The organism is Dyadobacter sp. HNCC25DJ187, from assembly GCF_056895255.1.
On record NZ_JBXHAT010000001.1, the window covers coordinates 1061363 to 1085189 of the forward strand.

Here is a 23827-nt window from a genome sequence, read left to right on the forward strand (position 1 = left end):
TAAATGTTATCCTTACCTGGGTGCGAGCTTATTGTAGGCCAGCTCATTGCTGGGCACAGGCCATACATAGTTGGCGGCAGTTGGCGCGATAGCCGGAGCTGTACCAGCGTTACCTACTTTGGCCGGAAGCGGCTGACCGGTTCTGAAAAGATCGTGAGACCTGAAACCTTCTCCGAGTAATTCAATGCGCCTTTCCTTTTGAATCGTCGCTACTAGTTCGGTTTTAGTAGCTACACCCGTGCTGAATCTGTAGCTGGCATCCGAACGATTCCGCACCGCCTCCAGCAAAGCAGTTGCCTTCGCCAGATCATTGTTTTGTGCTGCGGCTTCGGCATAGTTCAGCAAAATTTCTGCATACCTTATAACCGGAATATAAGTTGTAAAAGGCGCTGAATTCTTTGAGAATTTCCTAAGCAGATTTTGTCCCGTTGCGTTGGTGATAATCAGGCCTTTTCTTGCATCTTTTGATTCTGCTCCAAAAACAGGATCAGAAACGATCGCGGCTGTGTTCAGATAAATAACCGGTGTGAGGTAATTGCTGGCCAGAGAGCTCTGCAGCCCCGGTGCTTCTGCAGGCAAAAGGAATGGTATTGTGAAAATCGATTCACTGCCTGTGTAGGAGCCTGTAAAAACGCTGCTAACATCTGCTTCCAGTTTATGTGTAAGACTTGCTGATACATACTGAAATGGAGCCCCTGCGGAAACAATCTTGGCAGCTTCGGCAGCCACAGCTGCATAATCTGCTTTCACCAGATTCACTCTGGTTTTCAAGGCGATTGCCGATGCCTTATGTGCTCTGGAGGAGTTCAGCAATGCGGTGCTGTAAGTGGCGGGCAGGTCTGTTTCTGCCTGATCCAGATCTTTCAGAATCTGCTCATATACCTGAGCCACGGTACTGAATGCCAAATCATTATTTCCTCCTGAGGTTTCTCCCTTCAGCCTCAGCGGCAGACCCACCGCAGAGCTACTTTGTGTGTAGGGCTTGGCATAAGTTTGAACAAGGCTGAAATAACTGAGTGCCCTGATAAATTTTGCCTCCGCGATATAGGCATTCTTTGTGGGCTGGTCTATCACAGAAATATCTTCACTCAGTTTATCAATCAGCGTATTGGCCGAATTGATCGTGCGGTAAGCAGCGCTCCAAACCGCATTGACAAAATCTCCGGAGCCGGTGATAGACTGGTTCCACACGTTGGCACCGGTGGAATTGTTTCCGTCATTCTGGCTGAACTCGTTTCCTCTCTGCTCACTGAAAATAATGTAGCGCCCGCCATAGAAAGATTCTGCTCCAAGCTGACTATAAAGTCCATTGACCTGTGAGAGGATTTTTGCAGGTGTCGAAAATGCCGTCTGCTCGGAGATACTGGTCTGTGGCTGCAGATCCAGAATATTGCTGTGGCAGGATAAGACAACTATAGAAAAACTGCTCCACAAAAGCGTTCTTTTAAATGCCTTTCCCATTATATATGTCTTTTTCATTTGATTCAGATGATTTTAAATGTCAATTGCTTAGAAACCCAGATTTAACCCAACTGTGAACACCGAAGCATTTGCAGGTACATTCTGATCCTTACCTGAATTGATCGAGTTCCCGTTGATGGATATCTCAGGGTCTGATCCGGTATATTTGGTAAAAGTCAGGATATTGGAAGCCTGCACGTAGAGTCGGGCCGACGAAATGTATCGTCCGATCCTGTCCGAGTTGAGCGGCACACGGTAATTAAGTGCAATATTTTTTAGTTTAATAAAAGAGCCGTCTTCTACATTGGCAGCATTTGCAGACGAGAAACCACCAGTGAAACTGTCACCCCAAACCAGTTTTGGGATGTCTGTGATCTGTCCCGGTGTAGTCCAGCGGTCTTTAATGAAAGTCCCGTTGTTGAAATAACGCTGATCAGAAATAGTAGACCTTGTTCCATTGTAAAGCTTATTGCCGCCAGAGAATATCAGCCCGATATTCAAATCAAACCTGCCTAGAGAGAGATTGTTGTTCAATCCACCGTAATAGGTTGGAAGCGACGGCCCCTGTATTCTTCCATCCGCATAGTTGTCGATAACCGGAGCCGCTTCTCCGTTCAAATAGGTAAATGCTTTGGTGACAGCGTCATACTGCACTTCCCTATTATTGCGGTTGATGTAGATTCTGTTACCGTTTTCAGGATTGATGCCATTCACAGGCACAGCAAATATAGATCCTACCGAATAGCCCTCCCGGGTCACATTTTGTATACCAAAAGTACTTAGCACAGCCGGATAGATATCACCACCTGCACCCAGAGAGGTTACCTTGTTTTTTAATGTTGATATGTTAAAATCAGCGGACCAGCGGAACGATTTGTGCTGAATAAGTTGCGCCGTAATCGCCAGTTCTATCCCTTTGTTGTAAAGCGAACCCACGTTTGCAGCAATAGAGTTACCGGGAATTCCCTGAGACAACGCCTGAGGCGCATTCAGTATCAGCCCGTCAATGTTGTTCTGATAGTAGGCTGCTTCTACCGTAAACCGGTTATTGAGAAGTCCCGCGCTAAAACCGACATCGACCTTCTTGCTGGTTTCCCATTTTAATGAGGAATTACCTGCCTGACTAAAATACAGTGTTGGCAAACCGGAATAGGTGCCACTGCTGTATTGTGACAGCGACGCATAATCATCCAGACTACTATTTCCTACCACACCATAACTTCCTCGAATCTTCAGGTTGTTAACCCATTTGGATATACCGGCATTTTGAAAGAAGCCTTCTTCTGAAATATTCCAGCCCACAGATCCTCCCCCAAAATTACCCCACTTGTTTCCCTCTGCCAGAGCAGAAAGTCCGTCACGTCTCAGGTTCACACTCAGCAGGTATTTCTTACGGTAATCGTAATTGACTGTACCAAAAAAGGATAAAAGACCATTCTCCGCCTGCACATTCGCGGCAGGTATGATGTTGGTAAAGCCGCCCTGATAACTTGAATAGAACGGATCCGACAATCCTGAACGGGTGGCTCCCCATCCTTCGATTTTTCTGTAGATCTGCTCATGCCCCAGCAGCACTCTGATGTTATGGCTTTCAGCCAACTGCGTATCATAGCTCAACGTGTTGGTCCAGTTGGAACGGTAATACTTTGAGTTGGAATTGGTAGCAGCACCACCATTCGGGAATCCTTCTGAACTGAACGGATTTCTGAAACTCGTATTCTCGACCACCAGATTGTTCACCCCGTACACAGTCTTCAATTTCAGATTGCTCAGTAATGCTACTTCTGCAAACACACTCCCTATCAATGTGTTGTTTTCTGACGTATTTTTATCAAGATCCAGAATAGTTTGCAAATTGTAAGCATTAAAAACGCCTAATGAAGGACTGTTAGGTCCATATCCGATATTACCATTCGCTGTATTGATATTGTAGCTGCCATCCGCATTGTATACCGGCACATTGGGTGGTAAAATGTAGGTTAGCCGGGCCAGAGGTTGCAGACCTATATATTGTGTATTAACGCTGTTCCCAGATGAAGAAGCGATTGAATTCGGAGCCACGCCTCCTGAATTGGGCCCGCTGTTAATCGAATTGGTAAACGATACATTGGTACCTAACGTGATAAACTTATTGAGCTTGTGATCCAGATTCAACCTCGCACCCTGTCTTTTGAATTTATTGGTTTTGAGAATTCCGTTCTGATCGGAGTAATTGACCGCTGCAAAGTATGAGGTTTGTTCTGTAGCTCCTGAAAAACTCACATTGTGGTTATGTGAAACCGCTGTCTGGTAGGCAACATCATACCAGTCGGTACTGATCGCACTGCCATCCGGATTCGTCCCCAGCACAAAGCCTGGCGCGAGACCGGCATTCACCCTTGCTTCATTTTTTATTGTTACGTAATCCTGCGCATTGAGCATTTCCGGCAAATTGAAAGGAGTACTGAAACTCAGCCAACCGTCATAGGTCACTTTCGTACCGCCTCTTTTACCCTTCTTGGTCGTGATCACCACTACCCCGTTTGCTGCGCGGGAACCGTAGATAGCCGTTGCTGACGCATCTTTCAGTACATCTATTGATTCAATATCACTTGGATTGATATCCGCCAAAGGGTTATTGCCAACAGCTCCACCCGCTGAGCCGGTGAAAACGGTAACTCCATCTACGATAAACAAAGGATACACCGAGGATGTAATGGAATTGATTCCCCTGATTCTGAAAACGGGAGTGCTATTGAGCGTGCCGCTCGGTTGAACTATATTGACACCTGCCGCCTGTCCTCCCAATAGTTGGTCGAGACTTTGCGCAGGTCTGTTTTCGAGCTGATTGGCGTTGATCTTCGAAACAGACCCGGTGAATGATTTCCTACTTTCACTTGTGTAACCTGTTACAATAAGTTCATTGAGTTGTCTTGTGTCAACTGCCAGCTTCACATTGATTTCTCCGGAATCAGCACCAAATTTCACTTCCTGACTCACGTATCCGATAAACGTAAACACCAGTGACCCTGAAGTCTGAGTTACACGTATCTTATAATTACCTTGTTCATCGGTCTGAAACCCTGTTTGTGTTCCCTTCACCAAGATATTAACACCAGGCAAACCTTCACCTTTATCGTCTGTTACCTTACCTGCAATTTCCTGTTCTGCATCCCGCAGCAAGCTAATAGTGCCAGAAATTCCACGATTAAAATAAGAGCGATGCTCAGTTATAGCAACTGTTTTTTCGGCATGTGCTGGTGAGAAAAATGGCACAGAGCCAATTGAGCAGGCAAGTGCGGCAAGAAAAAATTTGCTTGAGCCGTAGCGCCTGGCAGGAGTTATCATGACCGGGATTAATAGTTGTTTTTTCATATTGATGTGTCACCCCCCGACGCTTTACACGGAGGTAAAATTGGAATTAATAATAAGAGTAGCGAGAATTTTTTATAAATATATAGGCATAGAAAAGCCGTATCCGCCTTTTCGGACGGACTCAAATTCAGTCAAAAACTTTACCTGATTTTCAACAACTTGTTTGAATTGGTGGGAATATCATGGTGGGTCAGGGTTATAATTTTACATTAATCTACTTATCCGATAGGCAAATGTCGTATTATTTTTTTACAGAACAATATTTTTCTTAAAAAATCACTTTACAAGATATTCCAAACCTGAGCAGTACTTCTAATAGTGCAATTACCAGTCATCTTCTACGTACTACTTATACTGCTCATTAAGGTAAGTTTTGCTTTGCAAATTGGGCGTAGGAAACTACTTTTGCGTTCTTCCGATCTGATTTCAGTTATCTCAAACAACCAAAATGAAAATCACAGCCCTGTCCGAAGGACTATTCACTGTCGACAGAAGTAAAATCTTTGTTGCTTACGACAATCAGACCGAAAATAGGTCGGGCGGCGATCCGTCGAAAGGCCAACCGTCACAGGGCGTGCTGGTAGGCGTTACGCCATTTCTGGTAAATATCGGAGATGCATATATATTATTGGATACAGGGTTGGGATTTGAGAAGAATGGGGAACTCCAAATTCTGCAATCCTTGAAAAAGGAAGGCATCACAAACACCCAGATTACGCATGTGGTTCTTTCCCATCTTCACAAAGATCATACAGGCGGCTGTGCAATAGAAGGAACTGATGGTTCCGGAGAACTTGCATTTCCAAATGCAACCTATTATGTGCAAAAGCGGGAAATGGATTTCGCCAGACAACAAACCGGCAATCCATCCTACCATCAACCTACGCTCGCACTATTAGCCGATCATCCGCAGGTTGTATCACTCCAAGATGACCATGGACAAATTACAGAGCAGGTAAGTTATCAGGTGAGCTCAGGTCATACGCCGTATCACCAGACCATTACCATTAAAGAGAAAGATGGGATCATTTTTTATGGCGCTGATGAGCTGCCACAGTACAGTTATCTGACCAATAACTTCAACTATAAAAATGATTTTGATGGCCGCAAATCCATGGAACTGCGAACTCAGTGGCAAACACAGGCCGAAACGGAGCACTGGACCATCCTTTTTTGTCATGCCAAACAGCGTTCAGTAGTAAAGTTTTGATTGTACCCTGCCCTATCTGAACCTGCTGTATTTCACCATTTGATCTTAGCCATTGAGTAACCCAATGTCCACTCGATATAGTCCGCCTTTCCTGCGTGTGCTTTGATGGACACGCCTGCATACAGTTCTTGCAACACCTTGTAACGTACACCTATTCGAAGAAACATAGGACTCACTTCACCGTTGAAATCATTTCTGTGAAGATAGTAACCTACGTTGCCGTTCAGGTATAGCCTTGAAGTTAATACATGATCAAAATACAGGGCAGGCCCACCGGATAGCAGCGCACCGGTCTCACCGGCACGAGTGCCAGCAACGAGTTCATCATTTCCGGACGCCGAATAAAACAAATCTCCTCCTGCACCCAACCTCCATTTGGCTCCCAATGAGCGACTTGCATAGACACCCAGCGTGGACTTAAAATATCGTTTTTTATTTTTAGGATCCAGCTGTTTTACTCCGGCTGCGTAATTGGTATGCAGCATAAAGGAATTCTCAAACTGATCCGGCTTCAATTTTTTAAAAATATCACCTTCAACTTTTGGAAAGTAGGTAACAGACAGTGTAGTAGGAATCAGATTAATCCCCTTATTGGGTTGTTTCATAGAACCATTGGAAAAATGCTTAAAGGCAAGTCCGGCACCTAACTGCAGGTGTTTGCCCAATCTGTAGTTAGCCTGTGCACCCAGGTCAATATATACATTCCGCTTGGTACCCAACATGATATTCAACGGGTTTTCCTGCTCATCAAATGGCCGGAAATCGGAAGCAATCCCCAGCGAGATCCGGTAATTAAAGTCCCAACGGCTAAATCTTGCAGGCTTGATTGGTATAGCTACAAATCCATAAAGAGCAACAGGTGTTCCTATTTCAGGCTTATGAAAAGTACTGCTATATAGTCCCATCCCATATACCGGGAAACTATATCGCTCATGGTATGGATCTCCGCCGGTTCTGGTTTGCCAACCCACTCTCAGATTAATCCCATTGTAATAGATGTCATTAAAGTCTTCCTTTACCTGAGCATTATTGGGAATCATGCCTCCATTCTCATTTTCTATCTGAAAAATCAATAATGGCTTTCTGCCAGGTACAGTTTGCTGCGTTGTATCTTTTTTTACGGCATAACGCGGATATATCTGCGCTTTAAGAGGAGAAGAAATCAAAGAAACGATTAAAAACAGACCTGTGTGCCTGTATAAAACTGACTTCATAAATTGGTGTTGATGAATTATAATATCCCTTACCTCAGGTTTTGGATTTACTAAAAAGTAGTGGATTCCCTACCTGTGGTGAAATGCAAAAGTACATCAAAGCTCTCATCGGTAAAAGAATGCAGGCCCCGAAACAGCCAAACCGGCACCTGAAACGACACTGACTATTCACCCTCTGATTTGTCCGTTTCAACTATTTGACCCTTCCGATACGCATCCTGTATTCTGAGTTTTGTATCATCAAAATTAAAAAACCAAAGATGATGCAATTTAAATTTTTTGCTATTCTGCTGTGCTCTTCGCTTTTGGCGGGCAGTTCCAGGGCGCAAACAAGCGTCACGCTTCAGAATGCGCTGGAATATGCACTGGCAAACAGTGAGGTGATTAAGCAGGCCAGGATTGATATCGAAACGGTAGGCCAGAGGGTGGTGGAAACCAAAGCGGGTGCCCTTCCCAAAGTGGACATAAACAGCTCAGTAACAGGAAACATTCTGGTACAGCAATTTGTATTGCCTGCCCAGGCTTTTGGAGGAGCTCCTGGTGAGTTCATCGCCATCAAGGCCGGGCAAACCTGGAGTGCTATGTCGCAGGTTCAATTCAGCCAGCAGATATTTAACAAACAGGTGTTTACCGGACTTAAAGCAGCCAGAAGCAGCGTAGCGTTTTACGAACTGTCGGCAAAGCTCAGCGAAGAAAATGTGATGCAGCAGGTAGCAGCCAATTTCTATCAGACCGTCATCACCCGCGAAAAAATCAAAGTGGTGGATGCCAATATTGAACGCATCGATCAGCTTGAAAAAATTATTCGCGGACAATATAAAAACGGTCTTGCAAAGAAAATTGACCTGGATCGGGTACTGGTAAACAAAAGCAATGTAAAAACGCAGCGTCTGGAATTGGTGAATGCGATTTCGCAACAGGAAAACATGCTGAAGTATTATATGGGGATGCCTATTGATACAGAAATTATCCTTGTTGACCAGACCATCGAAAATACAGAACTACCGACCGGCCCTCCTGTGAGCAACGAGCCGTTCGATCCGCGTGTACTACTCTCCTATCAGGTACTTAACAAACAGCAGGAGCTGCTGGATTTCCAGCGCCAGGCGATCATGGCAGAAGCCTATCCCACTCTTTCTATCAGTGGGAATTATACCTACAATACGCAAAGCAACAGGTTCAATCTTTACACGGGCAACGCGCTTAACTTCGATGCGTCAGCAGTAAGTCTGAACCTTAAAATACCTGTGTTTGATGGTTACTCCAGGCGGGCAAGAAGAAAACAAACCGAATTTGACATCATGAAAGGAAATGAAGACATCCGCAAAACCAATAACAATCTGCATCTGAATTATAACAATGCACAAAAACAGCTTTCCTATGGCTTGGAAGCAATACATGCACAGAAAGTCAACCAGGAACTGGCGCAGGAAGTTTTTGAAAGTACACAGAATAACTATAAAAATGGGTTGGCTACCCTTACAGATCTGCTTGATGCAGAGTCGGAGCTGGTTACTGCACAGAACAGTTATAACGAAGCGCTACTGAACTACAAAGTGGCTGAAATAGAACTCATCAAGTCGAGGGGAGAAATTAAATCACTCATCAATAAATAAGGCCATCAGTGCCATAGCGCATTCTAACATAAACACAGCAATGAAAAAAATTATTATAACCATCGTCGTAATTGTTACTGCAGGAGTACTGATCGGATTTGTCCTGAGCAATAACAAAAAGAAGAATCAGGAAAAAATTGAGGTCGTTAACAAAGGAAGCGGTGCGGCTTCTGTCAAATTAGTTAAAGTGCAAAAGAAAGAGCTTGATACAGACTTTAACTCTAACGGGAATTTCGTACCTAATCAGGATCTGAAACTGACAGCCGAAACCAGCGGGGTTATTACAAGCATCAAAGTTAAAGAAGGTGACCGCGTGAGTAAAGGACAAATCCTTGCTACGATTGATGATAAATTTCTTTCGCTTGATCTGCAAAATGCAGAAGACTCCTATCAAAAATTAAAAACGGATCAGCAGCGTTATGAGAGCTCCTTCAAAACAGGAGGCGTAACTCAGTCACAGCTGGACGATATTAATTTGCAGCTCAGAAATGCGGATAACAAGGTGCAGCAGGCAAAGAGAAGAATCAGTGACGCGCATGTGAAAGCACCGATTTCCGGTACGATCAACAAGAGATATATTGAAATAGGAACCTACCTGTCAGCAGGCACAGCACTGTTTGATATTGTAGATGTATCACAGCTAAAGCTGACTGTAGCAGTGAATGAAAGCCAGGTGGTGCAGTTGAAAAATGGTGATAAAGTGGACATCAAAGTTCCGGTGTTTCCCGAAGATACCTTCTCGGGAAGAATTTCTTTCATCGCTGCACGTGCTGACGGCGCGTTGAACTTCCCGCTGGAAATCAAGGTAGACAACGATCGAAATAACAAAATACGCGCAGGTATGTATGCGAGTGCAATTTTCAAATCGCAAAAACAGGGAGAGGCTATTGTAGTGCCGCGCGGTGCATTTGTGGGCAGTGTAAATTCCAATCAGGTATATGTACTGGAAGCAGGCAATAAGGCCAAGCTTAAAACGGTAACCCCTGGGCCTATTCTTGGTGAATCGGTGGTGGTTTTGTCTGGTCTTACAGAAGGCGAGTCGGTTATTACCTCCGGACAAATCAATCTTGTTGACGGTGCGACCGTAGTAGTACAGAAAAACTAACCAAGGGTAAAGTCTCTCCTTCCATTCGCGAAGGCATCTTACCTGTATAAAAAAGAATCATATGCTTTTAGCCAATATATCCATAAAGCGCCCCACGCTGGTCATCATCGTATTCATTGCGTTGACCCTGTTTGGTTTGATCAGTTACTTCGCGCTCAATTATGAGCTGCTCCCTAAATTCTCTCCGGGTGTGGTGTCCATCAACACGGTCTATCCCGGGGCATCTCCCGGAGAGGTGGAAAACACGGTAACTAAAAAACTGGAAGATGCTGTTGCAACGATGGAAAACATCAAAAAACTCGAAGCAACATCATACGAAAGTCTTTCTTCTATTGTCATCACGCTGACCGACAATGCGGATGTCGATTTAGCACTGAACGATGCACAGCGAAAGGTAAATGCTGTGCTATCAGAACTGCCCGATGACGCCGAAACACCATCATTGAACAAATTTTCACTGGATGATTTGCCCATCATCACCATGGCTGCCACTGCCAAAATGGACGATGCATCTTTCTTTGATTTGATGGATAAGCGTATTCAACCTGTACTTTCCCGTATCAATGGTGTAGCGCAGGTAAATCTTGTCGGAGGTCAGGAACGTGAAATCCAGGTCAATGTAAATTCAGCCAAATTGCAGGCTTATGGACTCTCGATCTCTCAGGTTCAACAGGCTATTATGGCTTCCAACCTTGATTTTCCAACCGGTAGTGTAAAATCAAGAAATCAGGATATCCTGGTTCGTCTGGCTGGTAAATACAAATCGGTAGATGAGCTGCGAAATCTGATCGTTGCTACGAGTGAAGAGGGAGCTCAGATCCGTCTTACTGAGATTGCTGATGTACAGGACGTTCAAAAGGATGTAGAGAAAATCGCGCGTGTAGACCGCCAAAGTGCACTGACTGTTCAGATCATCAAGCAATCAGACGCCAATGCAGTGGAAGTAAGCAAGGCGGTAAAGAATATATTGGTGCAATTACATCAGGAATATAAAAATGCAGGGCTCAATATCGCTATTGCCAGCGACAGTTCTGAATATACCCTCGAATCAGCCGATGCGGTAGTCTTTGACTTGGTACTGGCGATTGTACTGGTTGCGGTGATCATGCTCCTGTTTTTGCATAGTCTACGTAATGCCATGATTGTAATGATTGCCATTCCCGCCTCTCTGATCGCGACATTTATAGGCATGTACCTGATGAATTTCTCCTTGAACCTGATGTCACTGATCGCACTTTCTCTGGTGGTCGGTATTCTGGTCGATGACGCTATTGTGGTCATTGAAAATATATACCGACACATGGAAATGGGTAAAAACCGGGTTCGTGCCTCTATTGACGGAGCGAAAGAAATTGGATTTACCGTTATTTCTATCACACTGGTAATCGTAGTGGTGTTCCTGCCGATTTCCCTGAGCAGTAGTATGGTCGCGCTTATTCTGAGAGAATTCTGCCTGGTGGTAGTCATTGCAGTACTTTTGAGTTTGCTTACTTCTTTCACACTTGTTCCTTTGATGACATCACGTTTTGGAAAGCTGGAACACATGACCAATAAAAACGCTTATGGCCGTTTCATTCTTTGGTTTGAACGACAAATCGAAGCATTTACCGGCTGGGTAGCCGGACTGCTGAAATGGTGCCTTTCACATAAAATTGTTACCCTTGCGCTGATAACCGTACTGCTTTTCAGTTCCTTTACGCTGATCACCAACAAGTTTATTAACGCTGAATTTATGCCCATGGGCGACCGCGGTGAGTTTCTTGTACAGATTGAATTGCCCAAAGATGTATCTATTAAGCAGACCAATCAACTGACAAGAAAAGCGGAAGACTACCTGTCGACAAAGAAAGAAGTTACCAAGATCATCACCACAGTGGGGCAATCCAGCTCTGGTGGTATAGCCACACTCTCTCCTACTTATCAGTCTGAGATCACCGTACAATTGGTTGACAAAAAAGACAGAGATGAATCTTCTGATATATTTGCAGCCAAAGTAAAGCAGGAGCTGGAAAGAGAACTGACCGGAGCAAAAGTAAAAACATTGCCTGTTAACATATTGGGAATGGCCCAGCGTGCTCCTGTTGAAATGATCGTGACGGGTTCTGACCTGGACAGTGTAACAGCCTATTCTGACAAAGTATTGGCAAAGTTACGCGGCATTTCAGGTGCCGTGGAAGCAAAGCTGTCGGCAGAATCAGGAAATCCGGAAATCTCAGTACAGGTGGATCGGGATAAAATGACGGCACTTGGCCTGAACCTGCAGACTGTCGGAGCAACGATGCAACTTGCCTTCAACGGTAATACAGACGGCAAATTCCGTCAGGGACAATATGAATATGATATCAATGTACGCTTTGACGACTATGACAGAAAGAATGTAAATGATGTGAGCAACATTCAGTTCACCAATTCACGCGGCGAACTGGTAAAGCTATCTCAATTTGCATTGATCAGTGAAAGCTCCGGACCAAGTCAATTGGAAAGAAGAGACAAAAACACCTCGGTGAAAGTACAGTCGCAGGCCATTGGACGCTCTGCCAGCGAGGTGGTAGCAGACCTGGAGACAGCCATTAAAGATATACCCAAGCCTGCCGGAGTGAGCTACATTTGGGGTGGTGATATGGAAAGCCAGTCCGAAGGGTTCGGTTCGCTTGCGGTTGCACTTGTTGTGTCAATTCTACTGGTGTATTTTATCATGGTTGGTCTCTACAACAGTTTTGCTTACCCATTGGTAGTTCTTTTCTCCATTCCGCTTTGTATTATCGGTGCTTTGCTCGCCTTAGCCCTGACCAACAATACACTTAATATCTTCACGTTGCTGGGTATCATCATGCTCATTGGGCTTGTTGCAAAAAATGCGATCATTTTGGTTGACTTTACCAATCAGCTTAAAGCAGAAGGAAAGCAAACGTATGAGGCACTGTTTCTTGCCAACCGTGCACGTTTGCGTCCGATCCTGATGACAACCATTGCAATGGTGATTGGTATGTTACCGATTGCTATGGCCAGTGGCGCTGGTGCCGAGCTTAAAAACGGGCTGGCGTGGGTGATCATCGGTGGTTTGATGAGTTCGCTTTTCCTGACGCTGATCGTCGTGCCGGTTATCTATCAGATATTTGACAACATCATGGATCGCTTTGGCTGGAATACCCCGCCGCTGCCCGTAGATGAGCTCGCTGCTGAACCTTATGAGCATAAGGAAGTGTTGGAATATTGATATGTAAATGCTGTAGTTAGTCTGGCGGACTAATGCCCGCCAGACTAACTACGGTTCAAAAAATTGCAATATGAAGACGATACTAAACGCAAAAAACTCACTTCTCAAGTATTGGTACATACCCCTGATCGTAGGGGTTTTATTTGTTTTGTTGGGCCTGTACGTATTCTCGGCGCCTGAAGCTGTAACGACCATCGTTGTTACATCGATCAGCCTTTTTATTATAGTAAGTGCTGCTGCTGAGCTGTTCTACTATACCAGAACCAACCTTCCAAACAGGACACTGCACATAGCAGGAGCCATTTTTATAGTTGCCTCAGGTATTTATTTCCTTTTTAATCCGGGCTCTGCTACCACCCTGATCGCCCTGCTTCTCGCCATTCAGTTAGCGGTCAGATCGGTTCAGGGTTTGTTTTTTTCATTCGGCATCAAATCACGGGGTATTGCCAATTGGTATATGCTTGCTATACTGAGTATTGCAGGAATCATTTCGGCGGTTATGCTTGCCACCAATCCGGAGATCATAGGCGTCTCAATAGTTTTGTTCACAGGTATAGGCTTAATGATTATTGGAATACTTTTCATAGGATTGGCGCTGATCATCAAGAGGTTCAGCAAACTATTTACCTCGGCTGGAACGCGTGAAGGCTGGCAGTCAGGGCAACCGACGGATACTCCCTATGAAATTGTTCAGGATAAGCTTAAAGAATAATCTCCGGTAACTTAATAAATCGAGCCCGAGTTTAAAAATGAAGATTGATTAGCATGCAACAAACCCTGCCCGTTAAACACCTGATCCGCCAGAGCGGCAAAATGATGCTGCTACTGCTTGTCGCATCACTGATCATTGGTAATAACAATTCAGACGATCTGGCTTCAAGTATATTCCGGGCCATCATCTCGCTGGGCCTTTTTACAGCCGTATTCTTTTCCAATATAGCCATTCTTATTTTTTACCATAAGAAACAGAATTCAGCAAAGGGACTTCTTGACAGAAAGACTTTTATCACCGGCTACTTGTGTACGATTGTGTTTGTCGTCATCTGCCATTACATTGAATACTCGCTTCGTCAAAGAGGAATTCTGGTAGCTAATGCGGCAAATGACCACTGGCGAAACCTGACCGGATGGCGGGTATATGCCTATATGCCTTATGTGAGTCTGATGCTGTATCTTTTCATTTTTCTGATTCAGAGTTTTGTGCTGAGTCAATACGAAAAAAGCAGAATCGAACTGGAATTACTCAGGCTAAAATCTGTAAATACCGACACGATAAATCAATTGCTACGCCAACAAATTCAGCCTCATTTCTTATTCAATGCACTCAATGTATTGAGGTCTCTGATCAAAAAATACCCGCAAACTGCCGACGCCTACCTGATCCGGTTATCTGACTTTCTCAGGGCTTCTATCAGTAGAAACAGTTCTGGTCTGGCCACAGTCAGCGAGGAATTGAAACTTTGCGAAGACTACATGGAAATGCAGCGGATCAGATTTGGAACAGCCCTCGATTACCAGGTAGGCCAGGAAGTAACAGCAATTGATTCGGATCAATACCTGCCTTTCTTTTCTTTACAGCCATTGCTCGAAAATGCAATCAAGCATAACGAACTTACAACACTACACCCCCTCACAATCACCATCTCCCGACAGGATGATTGTTTGGTTGTACGCAACAATTTCAGGCCGAAAAAGATGATGGAAACTTCCACGGGAAGCGGACTGGCAAACCTGAGGGAACGTTACAGGATATTGTCCGGAGACAACATTGTTATTAAAACTGATGAATCATTCTTTTCAGTAAGTATCAAAATTCTTGACCATGAATATAGTCATCATTGAAGACGAGAGGCTGACAGCCGAGGACCTTGCAGATATGATTTTACAGCTTGCGCCAGATGCCAATCTGATGGCAACGCTCAGTTCTGTTCAGGAGGCGGTTGGGTATTTTGCCCAGTCCACTCAACCGGATCTCATATTCAGTGATATACAACTTGGAGATGGACTAAGTTTCGAAATTTTCAGTCAAGTTGACGTCAAAGTCCCTATCATTTTTTGCACAGCATTTGATGAGTACGCGATCAGTGCCTTTAAAACCAATGGGATTGACTACATATTGAAACCTTTCAAAGAGCAGGAAATTCAGCAGGCATTAGACAAATACAAAATGCTCCGTAATGCCGCTCCATCTGACAATTCCCTCAATAGTCTTCTGCAGCTGATTCAGCAGAAAAATCCTACCCGGGCAACATCTGTATTAGTACATCATCGCGAGAAAATTATCCCGGTGAAGACGGAAGAAATTGCTGTTTTCTATATCAAGCATGAATTAACACACCTGCACACTTTTGACAAAAAAACGTATACGATCAGCAAGACGCTTGACGAAGTACAACAGCTGACAGGCCCTGATTTTTTTCGTGCTAACCGCCAGTTTATCATAAACCGAAATGCGGTTCAGAGCGCTGAGCAGTACTTCGGCAGAAAGGTCTCTATCGGACTCAATATTCCTTTCGAGCCAGTTATCACCGTTAGCAAAGAAAAGATTTCATCATTTCTGGAATGGCTGGAAGGGAATGCTTAGAAGCTCCGCTTTCTTTTGAATGGGATAGACTTACCGCACTTCACAGTAGTTGTTTGAAGTGACAGTAACTTGTAGTATTACGGCGCTATACAGCTTGTCTTAACAGGTAAAGCACCATAGAAAAATGCTGTAATTCCCTTTGCCTCCTCCTCTTTGCCCAGATCCCTACCTGCTGACTTTTCACCCCGGAATTTGTCCGTTTAAGCCTTAAAGGGCTGGAATAATTTTTCTTAATAGTTGAATTTTGTTTAAAACTAAAACCAATTGTTATGAAAAAGTTAATCATTACCTGTCTTATGCTGGTTGCCAGTGTATCAGCATTCTCTCAGTCATTCAGCATCGGACCCAAAGCCGGTATTAACGTAAGCAACTATACGGGTGGGAATATCGACTCAGATGCGCTTGTCGGATACCATATTGGTGGAGTAGTAAATTACGGATTTGGAGAAGTATTCTCTATTCAACCTGAAGTGCTTTTCTCTACCCAGGGTGCGAAAGTAAGTACTGCCGGACAAAAGAATGATTTCAAAATCAGCTACCTGACCGTACCTGTGATGCTTAAATTTAAAACCAGAGGAGGATTCTATCTGGAGTTGGGTCCACAGGTTGGCTTCCGTACATCATCCAACATACCTGATCAAACGATTAACAATTTCGCTAAAAGTCTTGACCTTGCAGCTGCTGGTGGAATTGGTTTCCATTCCAATGTCGGACTTGGAGTAGGTGTGCGTTACATTGCCGGTTTAAGTAAGGTAGGAGATTTTTCTGCTGGTAACATTAATCCGGATTTCAGAAATAGTGTTATTCAGGCTAGTATTTTCTGGGCTATACCATTCGTGAAAAACTAACTTACCAATAACCGGTCCTGAAGTTACTACGATTTCAGGACCAGCACTTGATCAACAAATTTTAGAAATAAGCAGTATCAAACATGAGCCGTGAAAAATAACATCTTAATCCCACTACTTCTGTTCATCTGCATATGCATAGCGTCTACCCATGCTGAAAACACGCAGATTCATATTTCAGGCGTGCGCTCCGCAAAAGGCAAGATCATCGTGAAAGTTTTTAAGGATCAGTCCGGGTTTGATAAGGAACAAGCCTTTAAAACATATTCTTTTGACAAAAAAACGCTCAAAAATGGTGAGATGACCGTCCATATAGATCTGACTGCAGGTACTTATGGCATTACACTGCTCGATGATGAAAACAATGACGGTAAGTTGGAAAAGAGCTTCGTTGGAATGCCCAAGGAGGGATTCGGCTTTTCTGATTTCTTCCTTGAAAAATTAAAGAAACCAACATTCGACGACTTTAAAACCCAGATTAAAAGCGAAGGTAACAATGTGCAAATCAGGGTGAAGTATATGTGACCTTACCGACATTAAATACCGGGTGAAAATAATTGAGTAATAAGTAGTGAGTAAAAGTTGCCGGACCTTTCCGGCAGCTTTTATACCTGTATATGTACATAAATACTCGTCCTCTCATTCACGCTTCATCGTTATTGATTTGCCCTTGCCTATGTTTAGTAATCAAGATGATTTAACGCATGATTCTGTACGCAATGAATCCGTGGTCAGAGAATACCTGTCTGCCATATGGAATAGCGAATCCACAGGTGATTTGTGTTTCTTTCTTCACCCAATGTTTATTGATTACTCCATGCCTTTTGCCACTTTAAGAAATATAAATGGCGTGGCCACCTATCTGCGTATCCTCAAAAAGCATGTACACTTTTCAATTCATATCGATACCATGGCCTCTTGTAATGATTACGTTTTTGTTGATCAATATTTGCAGGTCACTTCTCTTTGCCATGAAATGCCCCATGCATCTGCTACCGAGTTTTCCAGACTCTTCAGCATTTACCAAATGCAGGACCATTTGATCATTTCGCATTGGCAATTGTAGACCTGTAGTAATCCCTCACAAGCTGCAGAAACTATAATACTGGCATACATTTTTTACGTGGGCGCCGATCTGTAAATTGTTACGGGTCCTAAAACTTATAAGCTATGAAAATGATCAGTACAAAAATCCACAGTTACCTCGACTATATTACAGGAATTACCTTCCTGTCCGCACCCGCATTATTAAATTCTCAGGATTCTGCGACTGCCGTCTGGACACTTATGGCGGTGGGGGGAATGATACTGATCTTGTCAATATTCACTGACTACGAAGGCGGACTCGTTCGGGAATTTTCAATATCTACCCATTTGAATCTGGATATCATAACCGGCCTGTTTTTAGCTGCATCACCCTGGATAATTGGCTTTTCGGACGTGATATACCTGCCACACCTGATTTTAGGGCTATTTGAATTAGTAGTTGCCCTATTTACCGCTCGAAACGCATTCCCTCATCCTGAAAGTGCACAGGATAAACTACTTGACTCCAAATTTTAACGTATATCCCTGACGTGGACTTGGTTGGTAGGAGCTTAATGACTGCCGGAACAAAGACTGAAATACATTTTTTTATAAATGATGGTGGAGTGATGCGTCCACGCCATTGCACGGCACAACTTTTTATTTACGTGTGCAGCCTTATCATTTGGAGGTCATCTCAAAAAAGCTAACATCTGGAAAAAACATGAAAATTGGAATTATAGCACACCTGAAATTTCCGATCAGTAAACCTTTCAAAGGAGGTTTGGAAGCATTCACCTATGACATCACGCAACGTCTGGTGGCCCGCGGACATGATGTTATCCTATATGGTTGCCCGGGATCCGACCCCATTCTGAATGTGAGACCCATATTACCCGAACATGAGTACCATCCGGTAATCTCCTCCAAATTCACTTCCCGTGATCTGAGCACAGAATTTATCTCGACGCATCATGCCTATGTGGAATTGATGCAGCATATAGATAATGATGAGCTGGATGTAATTTTTAATAACAGTCTCAACTATGTTCCGATTATGATGGCCTCGGTAGTAAAATCCCCGATGGTTACAGTACTGCACACACCACCCATTTTCGAGCTAAAAAATGCTATCCGTCGTGAACAAACAGCCGGAAAAATCAAATATGTGACGGTATCTGACTCAAATGCAAAAAACTGGCGTGAATACGCTCCTAACTGCGAAGTGATATCCAATGGTATTGATCTGACGCGGTGGCAATATTATGGAGGCAATGATGGTTCGTACATTATGTGGTTTGGGAGAATACATCCCGACAAGGGGCTGCATATTGCTATTCACGCCGCTAAAATAGCAGGTAAAAAAATGAAAGTTGCCGGAGATGTAAGCGACGAATTTTATTACCAACAATTTATCCTGCCACTACTGGATGATAATATAGAAATGGTCGGACATTGCACCAATGATCAGTTGAATGAGCTGATTGGGAATGCAGAGCTCAGCCTGATCACTCCCTGCTGGGATGAACCGTTCGGACTCGTTGTTGCAGAGTCGCTGGCTTGCGGAACACCAGTGGCCGGAATATCCCGGGGGGCACTGCCTGATCTGTTATGTGAAAGAACGGCCAGTCTGTCGATGACTGATGATGCGCATGATCTGGCGCAGCATATTCATCGTGCTGCTACACTGAGTCGCCATGCATGCCGGCAAAGGGCTGAGAAATACTTTGATGTGGAATTAATGACACAGGCATATGAGAAGGTATTATTGGATGCTGTTCTCAATCAGACAATCCCGCAGATAGAATCCGATGCAGCCTAATTTCGCGTTTTATGTCCATCACCATGGATCGGGGCATCTGATGCGTGCGCTGGCTATTGCTGCGCATCTTCCGAAGGGCTCAGTCAGTTTTTTAGGAAGTAACCTTCGATCTTATCATGAACTGATACCACCTGACATTGCACGTTTCCACCTTCCAATGGATACAGCAAAGCCGGAAGATCTCTTTGCCAAAAACCAGCATATAGGATTTCTGCATTATTCGCCACTAAATATAAGAGGTCTTGCAGAAAGATCCTCCATGCTTATCAACGTACTGCGGGCTATATCCCCGGTGCTGCTTATTGTTGATGTTTCCGTTGAAATTACATTGCTGGCCACGCTTGCAGGCTTTCCAACCGTGGTGATCAGACAAAATGGAAACAGAAATGATCAGGCTCATTTGCATGCATACGAATGTGCGCAACTGCTGATCGCTCCATCCCCGGCAAGTTTAATGGATAGATCAAAGGAAGATTGGGTGGAAGCGAAAACTTTTTACTCGGGCGGTTTTTCACGGTATTCGCAACGGAAAAGTGAATCTGGCATACCTATCCCGAACCGGATAGGCATATTGATCGGATCAGGAGGCACGTCTTTGAACTACGAAACCGTCAGGCAGATCGCACTTCAATGTCCTGATTGCAGATTTGAGGTGATGGGACTGACACAACCAGCAGTTTCGGATATTTCTTTGCCTGAAAATGTGATGCTGCACCGACTTATATCTGACCCATTTCAAATCCTTACAGCTTGTGAACTTATCATAGGAAATGCCGGGCACAACACAATAATGGAAATGGCGGACCTGAATAAAAAATTCATCTGTATTACTGAACCAAGACCGTTTGATGAACAGGTGTGCAAAGGCGATCTGCTGGCCAGGAATACTATGTGCATTGTCGTAAGCCATCTTGAGCTTGCAAATTGCAAGTGGGATATATTAATTGAAAAGGCACGCGCTTTACCCCAAGACAGATGGTCTCATGTAATGAATCCTGGTGCACTCATCCAAATAGCTGAACAGCTCTCTACTACGTGGTTGCAGAATTTCACGATAGCCTGAGATTACTTCTTCAAACTTGATTGTATCTCCCTTTCTGTAGGAAGTCTTAGCATTTCAATATGCTGCTCATGCTGTTTAATCAAACCTAAAGAATCAAATTTTCTCAGCCAACCTTGCATCGGCCAAACACCCCATTTGGTAAAGAAGGTTTCTGCGTTTAAAATGATGTCTTCAAAGTGATTTAAAGGTGGATCAAAGCTGGCGTGATGCTGGTGATACACCAGGCAATCCAGAAATTCAAGAGCTACGCTGTGCTTTCTTGCCGAAAAGGAAAAATCTGTATCCTCAGCACCATACCCCTTAAAACGGGTATCAAAGCCTCCGATCTGAGCGAAAACTTCTTTGCTACAACCAAAGTTAAGCGACCAGAATAGTTCATAGGACAGATCCGTCAACTGAGCTCTGACCGGGTCAGGAGAACTCAATGCATCCAGCTCATCAAAAAAATCCGGCGTAGCTGCTGCATCCTCACGCAGATATTTCACATGTCCTGCAAAAAGCTTATCCTCATTCTCCATCGCGTGGCTGTATTGAAATACCAGGTCTTTTGAAGGGATACAGTCCACGTCAATAAATATCAGAAACGGGTGATTCGCTTTCAAAGCCGCCTTGTTTCTCGCCTCTGCCAGCGGAAGTGCCCCATCAGCGTTAATAGAATAACTATGTATCGGAAAGTGTTCGGAATGACAATTAAGCTCCACTTCGTTCATGTGGACGATGATCAGTTCATCAGGCAAAGAAATATTTGACTCCAAACCCCGGATCAGATTAAACAATGCCTCATGGCGGGAGTGTACAATAGTGAGCACAGAAACGGGCATACTTTAAAGATTTGATTGCTTGGAATCCGATACAATAATTACACCACAGAGATAGCAATCCTTTTCATTTCTCAACCATTCTACCTTGTTATATACCAGCTTCTGCTTTGTATCTGTAGTCCTCATCTTTCGAATTACCGCGAGTCAGCCTATACCAAAATATACCCTCGCTTCGCCTGATCTATCAAAAAATTATAATTTAAATCGCCTAAAAATGGGACTTTATGCCAATAGGAAAATTGCCTTTCGAGGTCGCAAACAAGCAACGTCAGGCTATCAAATGTTTCCCGAACAAATTCTTAAGCCTTATCTTTACTTTCGGATGCAAGGCAATGCGTTTAGGTAAAAAATGGGTGAAATGAGAATTTTGTATGTGGAAGACGAGCCAAATGTGGCCTCGTTTGTTCAAAAGGGACTTAAGAGTGAGGGTTTTGAGATTGACATTGCCTATGATGGAATGCTTGGTTTACGGTTGTTCAATACATCTTCGTATGATGTCGTTATTTTAGATATTAATCTTCCCAAGATCAATGGTTTCGATCTGTGTAAGGAGATCAAGACCATACATCCCGGCCAGTTGGTGATGCTTCTGACAGCGCTTGACAGTATTATAGATAAAGAAACCGGATTTGGCGCCGGGGCAGATGATTACCTTGCAAAGCCTTTTGAATTTAGAGAACTTGTGCTGAGAATTAACGCTTTGGCCAGAAGGAAAGATCGTTCATTATCTGCTAATACAGTTATACAGGTCGATGATCTGATCATGGATACAGGTTCTAAAATGGTGACCAGGGATGGTAAACGAATAGAGCTGACAGGACGGGAATATGCCCTGCTGGAATACCTGATGAAGAACTCCGGTAAAATTGTCAGTCGCGTAGACATCTCCGAAAGAGTGTGGGATATCCGGTTTGATACCAATACCAATGTTATCGATGTATTCATTAATTATTTGCGTAAAAAAATTGATGTGGGCCATACTAAAAAATTGCTGCATACAGTGGTTGGAATGGGTTATATGCTAAGAGGATAAAATGCTGATACGTCATAAAATTGTTATCTGGTTTACCATTTTTGTGTCTTTCGTGCTGCTGCTTTTTTCGGTGTATGTTTACATATCATTTATCAGCTATAGAAAGCAATCCATCACAGATCGTCTCAGAACAAGAGCTTTTACTACCGAGCAACTCTTGTCTGCTGATGGAAAGGTAATTGGCAGAATTAGCAGCACACTGCCCGAACAGGTCGATTTCATTTTTGCCGGCAATGACAGTCTGGTGTACAAAAGCACTGATAAGTTTGACTTTTATCCAGCGAAAGAACTACTTGACAGTATACGAACTCTGGGGAAACTGCATTTCACTTACCAGTCTGCCGGGCACGACTATCCCAAGGATGCCGGAGCTGTAACCTACTTTGCCCCGGGGCAAAAACAAGGCGAACGTCCTTACGTGGGATTGGTAACAGCCTATGATCTTGAAGGACACAGGCGGCTACATTCACTGAAAGACTTATTCATTTATGGCAATTTGTTTTTTGTACTGCTGATTGGTCTGCTGGCTTACTTCTTCGCTGCAAGAGTACTTCAGCCGCTCAACGCACTACTGAAGCAGATCAAAGGCCTCAATCAGACATCGCTGACTTTCAGATTAAAAAACTTCAATCCAAAAGATGAAATCGGTACGCTTGCACTTGCCTTTAATGACCTGCTCGAACAACAGGAGCGCCTTATCGCCAGTCAGCGCGCATTTATATCGCAGGCTTCCCATGAGCTACGTACGCCCATGTCCACATTGAAGGGATTACTACAAACATCCATTTTGTACGACACAGACCGTGAATCGCTGGTTGGCAGTATCAAAAGTGCTACAAGTGAACTGGATCGGCTTGTAAGTCTTTCAAACGGATTATTACAACTGGCCCGTGTGGAGAATGAGGAAGACTTCATTCACACGCATCAGGTTGATCTGATAGAAACTGTCATGGATAGTATAGATGCTGTTCAGGCTACCTGGCCCGGCCAGCAGATTCTCCTTGCTATCAGTGATGGTGTGTGTCAACGACCGGATGCGCTTTTGGTATCAGGAGAAAAAACACTGTTGAAAGTGGCAATCGACAACCTTATAGATAATGGCTGTAAGTATTCTGACGGAAAGCCTGTCAGCGTTCATCTTGAAATGAATACTGAAAGGCAAATCAGGCTTATCATCAGCGATCATGGAATAGGCATTCCCACCCAAGATCTTGACCGGGTACTGCAGCCGCTTATAAGAGGTTCCAATGTCAGTAATGTTTCAGGATTTGGGATTGGACTCACACTCGCTCACAAAATCATCCGTTTGCACAGGGCAGCATTTGATATAAAATCCGTTGCCGGACAAGGAACCAACGTGACACTTACATTTGATTTGATCAGAGAAGTATGAGCATATCTGCTTCAATTTTAACACACATTAAAACTTCTTAATCTGCATTAAATTTAATCT

19 protein-coding genes are annotated in these 23827 nt (G+C 43.8%); 15 read left to right on the forward strand and 4 right to left on the reverse strand.

The window, feature by feature from the left end:
* Positions 1-12: 12 nt before the first annotated feature.
* Positions 13-1479, reverse strand: coding sequence for a RagB/SusD family nutrient uptake outer membrane protein (locus AC1XUE_RS04330; RefSeq protein ID WP_483354700.1), 1467 nt, complete (start codon positions 1477-1479; stop codon positions 13-15).
* A gap of 30 nt (positions 1480-1509) precedes the next feature.
* Positions 1510-4815 carry a SusC/RagA family TonB-linked outer membrane protein gene (locus AC1XUE_RS04335; RefSeq protein ID WP_483354701.1) on the reverse strand — a complete coding sequence of 1102 codons (3306 nt, stop codon included), beginning with the start codon at positions 4813-4815 and terminating at the stop codon, positions 1510-1512.
* A gap of 448 nt (positions 4816-5263) precedes the next feature.
* Here AC1XUE_RS04335 and AC1XUE_RS04340 point away from each other — a divergent pair, with 448 nt between their 5' ends.
* Positions 5264-6025, forward strand: a complete 762-nt coding sequence (locus AC1XUE_RS04340; RefSeq protein ID WP_483354702.1) for an MBL fold metallo-hydrolase — start codon at positions 5264-5266, stop codon at positions 6023-6025.
* A gap of 32 nt (positions 6026-6057) precedes the next feature.
* On the opposite strand, the gene AC1XUE_RS04345 is transcribed toward AC1XUE_RS04340, so the two are convergent.
* Positions 6058-7239 carry an acyloxyacyl hydrolase gene (locus tag AC1XUE_RS04345; RefSeq protein ID WP_483354703.1) on the reverse strand — a complete coding sequence of 394 codons (1182 nt, stop codon included), beginning with the start codon at positions 7237-7239 and terminating at the stop codon, positions 6058-6060.
* A gap of 260 nt (positions 7240-7499) precedes the next feature.
* Here AC1XUE_RS04345 and AC1XUE_RS04350 point away from each other — a divergent pair, with 260 nt between their 5' ends.
* From AC1XUE_RS04350 to AC1XUE_RS04405, 12 genes are all read left to right on the forward strand, one after another.
* Positions 7500-8855, forward strand: a complete 1356-nt coding sequence (locus AC1XUE_RS04350; protein ID WP_483354704.1) for a TolC family protein — start codon at positions 7500-7502, stop codon at positions 8853-8855.
* 40 nt (positions 8856-8895) lie between these two features.
* Entirely contained in the window at positions 8896-9960 is a 1065-nt protein-coding gene (locus tag AC1XUE_RS04355; RefSeq protein WP_483354705.1) for an efflux RND transporter periplasmic adaptor subunit, read from the forward strand.
* A gap of 61 nt (positions 9961-10021) precedes the next feature.
* Positions 10022-13177: an efflux RND transporter permease subunit gene (locus tag AC1XUE_RS04360; protein ID WP_483354706.1), complete on the forward strand. Its 3156-nt coding sequence runs from the start codon at positions 10022-10024 to the stop codon at positions 13175-13177.
* Between the two features lie 70 nt (positions 13178-13247).
* The gene (locus tag AC1XUE_RS04365) at positions 13248-13889 is read left to right on the forward strand and encodes an HdeD family acid-resistance protein (RefSeq protein WP_483354707.1); all 642 of its coding nucleotides are present in this window, start codon (positions 13248-13250) and stop codon (positions 13887-13889) included.
* A 53-nt stretch (positions 13890-13942) separates the two neighbouring features.
* A complete protein-coding gene (locus tag AC1XUE_RS04370; protein WP_483354708.1) occupies positions 13943-15019 on the forward strand; it encodes a sensor histidine kinase in 1077 nt (358 codons plus the stop codon).
* Positions 15000-15761 (forward strand): LytR/AlgR family response regulator transcription factor, encoded by a 762-nt coding sequence (locus tag AC1XUE_RS04375; protein WP_483354709.1) that lies wholly within the window; start codon positions 15000-15002, stop codon positions 15759-15761. The genes AC1XUE_RS04370 and AC1XUE_RS04375 overlap by 20 nt, the downstream gene beginning before the upstream one ends.
* A 269-nt stretch (positions 15762-16030) precedes the next feature.
* The gene (locus AC1XUE_RS04380) at positions 16031-16609 is read left to right on the forward strand and encodes a porin family protein (RefSeq protein ID WP_483354710.1); all 579 of its coding nucleotides are present in this window, start codon (positions 16031-16033) and stop codon (positions 16607-16609) included.
* Positions 16610-16699: 90 nt separating this feature from the next.
* The gene (locus AC1XUE_RS04385) at positions 16700-17134 is read left to right on the forward strand and encodes a DUF2141 domain-containing protein (protein WP_483354711.1); all 435 of its coding nucleotides are present in this window, start codon (positions 16700-16702) and stop codon (positions 17132-17134) included.
* A gap of 151 nt (positions 17135-17285) precedes the next feature.
* A complete protein-coding gene (locus AC1XUE_RS04390) occupies positions 17286-17675 on the forward strand; it encodes a hypothetical protein (protein ID WP_483354712.1) in 390 nt (129 codons plus the stop codon).
* Between the two features lie 104 nt (positions 17676-17779).
* A complete protein-coding gene (locus tag AC1XUE_RS04395) occupies positions 17780-18172 on the forward strand; it encodes an SPW repeat protein (protein WP_483354713.1) in 393 nt (130 codons plus the stop codon).
* Positions 18173-18359: 187 nt separating this feature from the next.
* Positions 18360-19457 (forward strand): glycosyltransferase, encoded by a 1098-nt coding sequence (locus tag AC1XUE_RS04400; RefSeq protein ID WP_483354714.1) that lies wholly within the window; start codon positions 18360-18362, stop codon positions 19455-19457.
* Positions 19447-20520 carry a glycosyltransferase gene (locus tag AC1XUE_RS04405; RefSeq protein ID WP_483354715.1) on the forward strand — a complete coding sequence of 358 codons (1074 nt, stop codon included), beginning with the start codon at positions 19447-19449 and terminating at the stop codon, positions 20518-20520. Before AC1XUE_RS04400 ends, AC1XUE_RS04405 begins: the two co-directional genes overlap by 11 nt.
* Positions 20521-20522: 2 nt before the next feature.
* Here AC1XUE_RS04405 and AC1XUE_RS04410 read toward each other — a convergent pair whose 3' ends face one another.
* Positions 20523-21341, reverse strand: a complete 819-nt coding sequence (locus tag AC1XUE_RS04410; protein WP_483354716.1) for a glycosyltransferase family 2 protein — start codon at positions 21339-21341, stop codon at positions 20523-20525.
* A 358-nt stretch (positions 21342-21699) separates the two neighbouring features.
* Between AC1XUE_RS04410 and AC1XUE_RS04415 the strand changes: the two genes are divergently transcribed.
* Both AC1XUE_RS04415 and AC1XUE_RS04420 read left to right on the forward strand, forming a co-directional pair.
* Positions 21700-22374: a response regulator transcription factor gene (locus tag AC1XUE_RS04415; protein ID WP_483354717.1), complete on the forward strand. Its 675-nt coding sequence runs from the start codon at positions 21700-21702 to the stop codon at positions 22372-22374.
* A 1-nt stretch (position 22375) separates the two neighbouring features.
* Entirely contained in the window at positions 22376-23767 is a 1392-nt protein-coding gene (locus AC1XUE_RS04420) for a sensor histidine kinase (RefSeq protein WP_483354718.1), read from the forward strand.
* Positions 23768-23827 lie beyond the last annotated feature (60 nt).

What these genes read in the sequence shown, in the direction of transcription:
- AC1XUE_RS04390 (WP_483354712.1), top strand. Translation starts at nt 17,286, where the DNA reads ATGTTTAGTAATCAAGATGATTTAACGCATGATTCTGTACGCAATGAA.
- AC1XUE_RS04375 (WP_483354709.1), top strand. Translation starts at nt 15,000, where the DNA reads ATGAATATAGTCATCATTGAAGACGAGAGGCTGACAGCCGAGGACCTT.
- AC1XUE_RS04405 (WP_483354715.1), top strand. Translation starts at nt 19,447, where the DNA reads ATGCAGCCTAATTTCGCGTTTTATGTCCATCACCATGGATCGGGGCAT.
- AC1XUE_RS04360 (WP_483354706.1), top strand. Translation starts at nt 10,022, where the DNA reads ATGCTTTTAGCCAATATATCCATAAAGCGCCCCACGCTGGTCATCATC.
- AC1XUE_RS04380 (WP_483354710.1), top strand. Translation starts at nt 16,031, where the DNA reads ATGAAAAAGTTAATCATTACCTGTCTTATGCTGGTTGCCAGTGTATCA.
- AC1XUE_RS04345 (WP_483354703.1), bottom strand. Translation starts at nt 7,239, where the DNA reads ATGAAGTCAGTTTTATACAGGCACACAGGTCTGTTTTTAATCGTTTCT.
- AC1XUE_RS04395 (WP_483354713.1), top strand. Translation starts at nt 17,780, where the DNA reads ATGAAAATGATCAGTACAAAAATCCACAGTTACCTCGACTATATTACA.
- AC1XUE_RS04335 (WP_483354701.1), bottom strand. Translation starts at nt 4,815, where the DNA reads ATGAAAAAACAACTATTAATCCCGGTCATGATAACTCCTGCCAGGCGC.
- AC1XUE_RS04410 (WP_483354716.1), bottom strand. Translation starts at nt 21,341, where the DNA reads ATGCCCGTTTCTGTGCTCACTATTGTACACTCCCGCCATGAGGCATTG.
- AC1XUE_RS04330 (WP_483354700.1), bottom strand. Translation starts at nt 1,479, where the DNA reads ATGAAAAAGACATATATAATGGGAAAGGCATTTAAAAGAACGCTTTTG.
- AC1XUE_RS04350 (WP_483354704.1), top strand. Translation starts at nt 7,500, where the DNA reads ATGATGCAATTTAAATTTTTTGCTATTCTGCTGTGCTCTTCGCTTTTG.
- AC1XUE_RS04415 (WP_483354717.1), top strand. Translation starts at nt 21,700, where the DNA reads ATGAGAATTTTGTATGTGGAAGACGAGCCAAATGTGGCCTCGTTTGTT.
- AC1XUE_RS04400 (WP_483354714.1), top strand. Translation starts at nt 18,360, where the DNA reads ATGAAAATTGGAATTATAGCACACCTGAAATTTCCGATCAGTAAACCT.
- AC1XUE_RS04365 (WP_483354707.1), top strand. Translation starts at nt 13,248, where the DNA reads ATGAAGACGATACTAAACGCAAAAAACTCACTTCTCAAGTATTGGTAC.
- AC1XUE_RS04355 (WP_483354705.1), top strand. Translation starts at nt 8,896, where the DNA reads ATGAAAAAAATTATTATAACCATCGTCGTAATTGTTACTGCAGGAGTA.
- AC1XUE_RS04340 (WP_483354702.1), top strand. Translation starts at nt 5,264, where the DNA reads ATGAAAATCACAGCCCTGTCCGAAGGACTATTCACTGTCGACAGAAGT.
- AC1XUE_RS04370 (WP_483354708.1), top strand. Translation starts at nt 13,943, where the DNA reads ATGCAACAAACCCTGCCCGTTAAACACCTGATCCGCCAGAGCGGCAAA.
- AC1XUE_RS04420 (WP_483354718.1), top strand. Translation starts at nt 22,376, where the DNA reads ATGCTGATACGTCATAAAATTGTTATCTGGTTTACCATTTTTGTGTCT.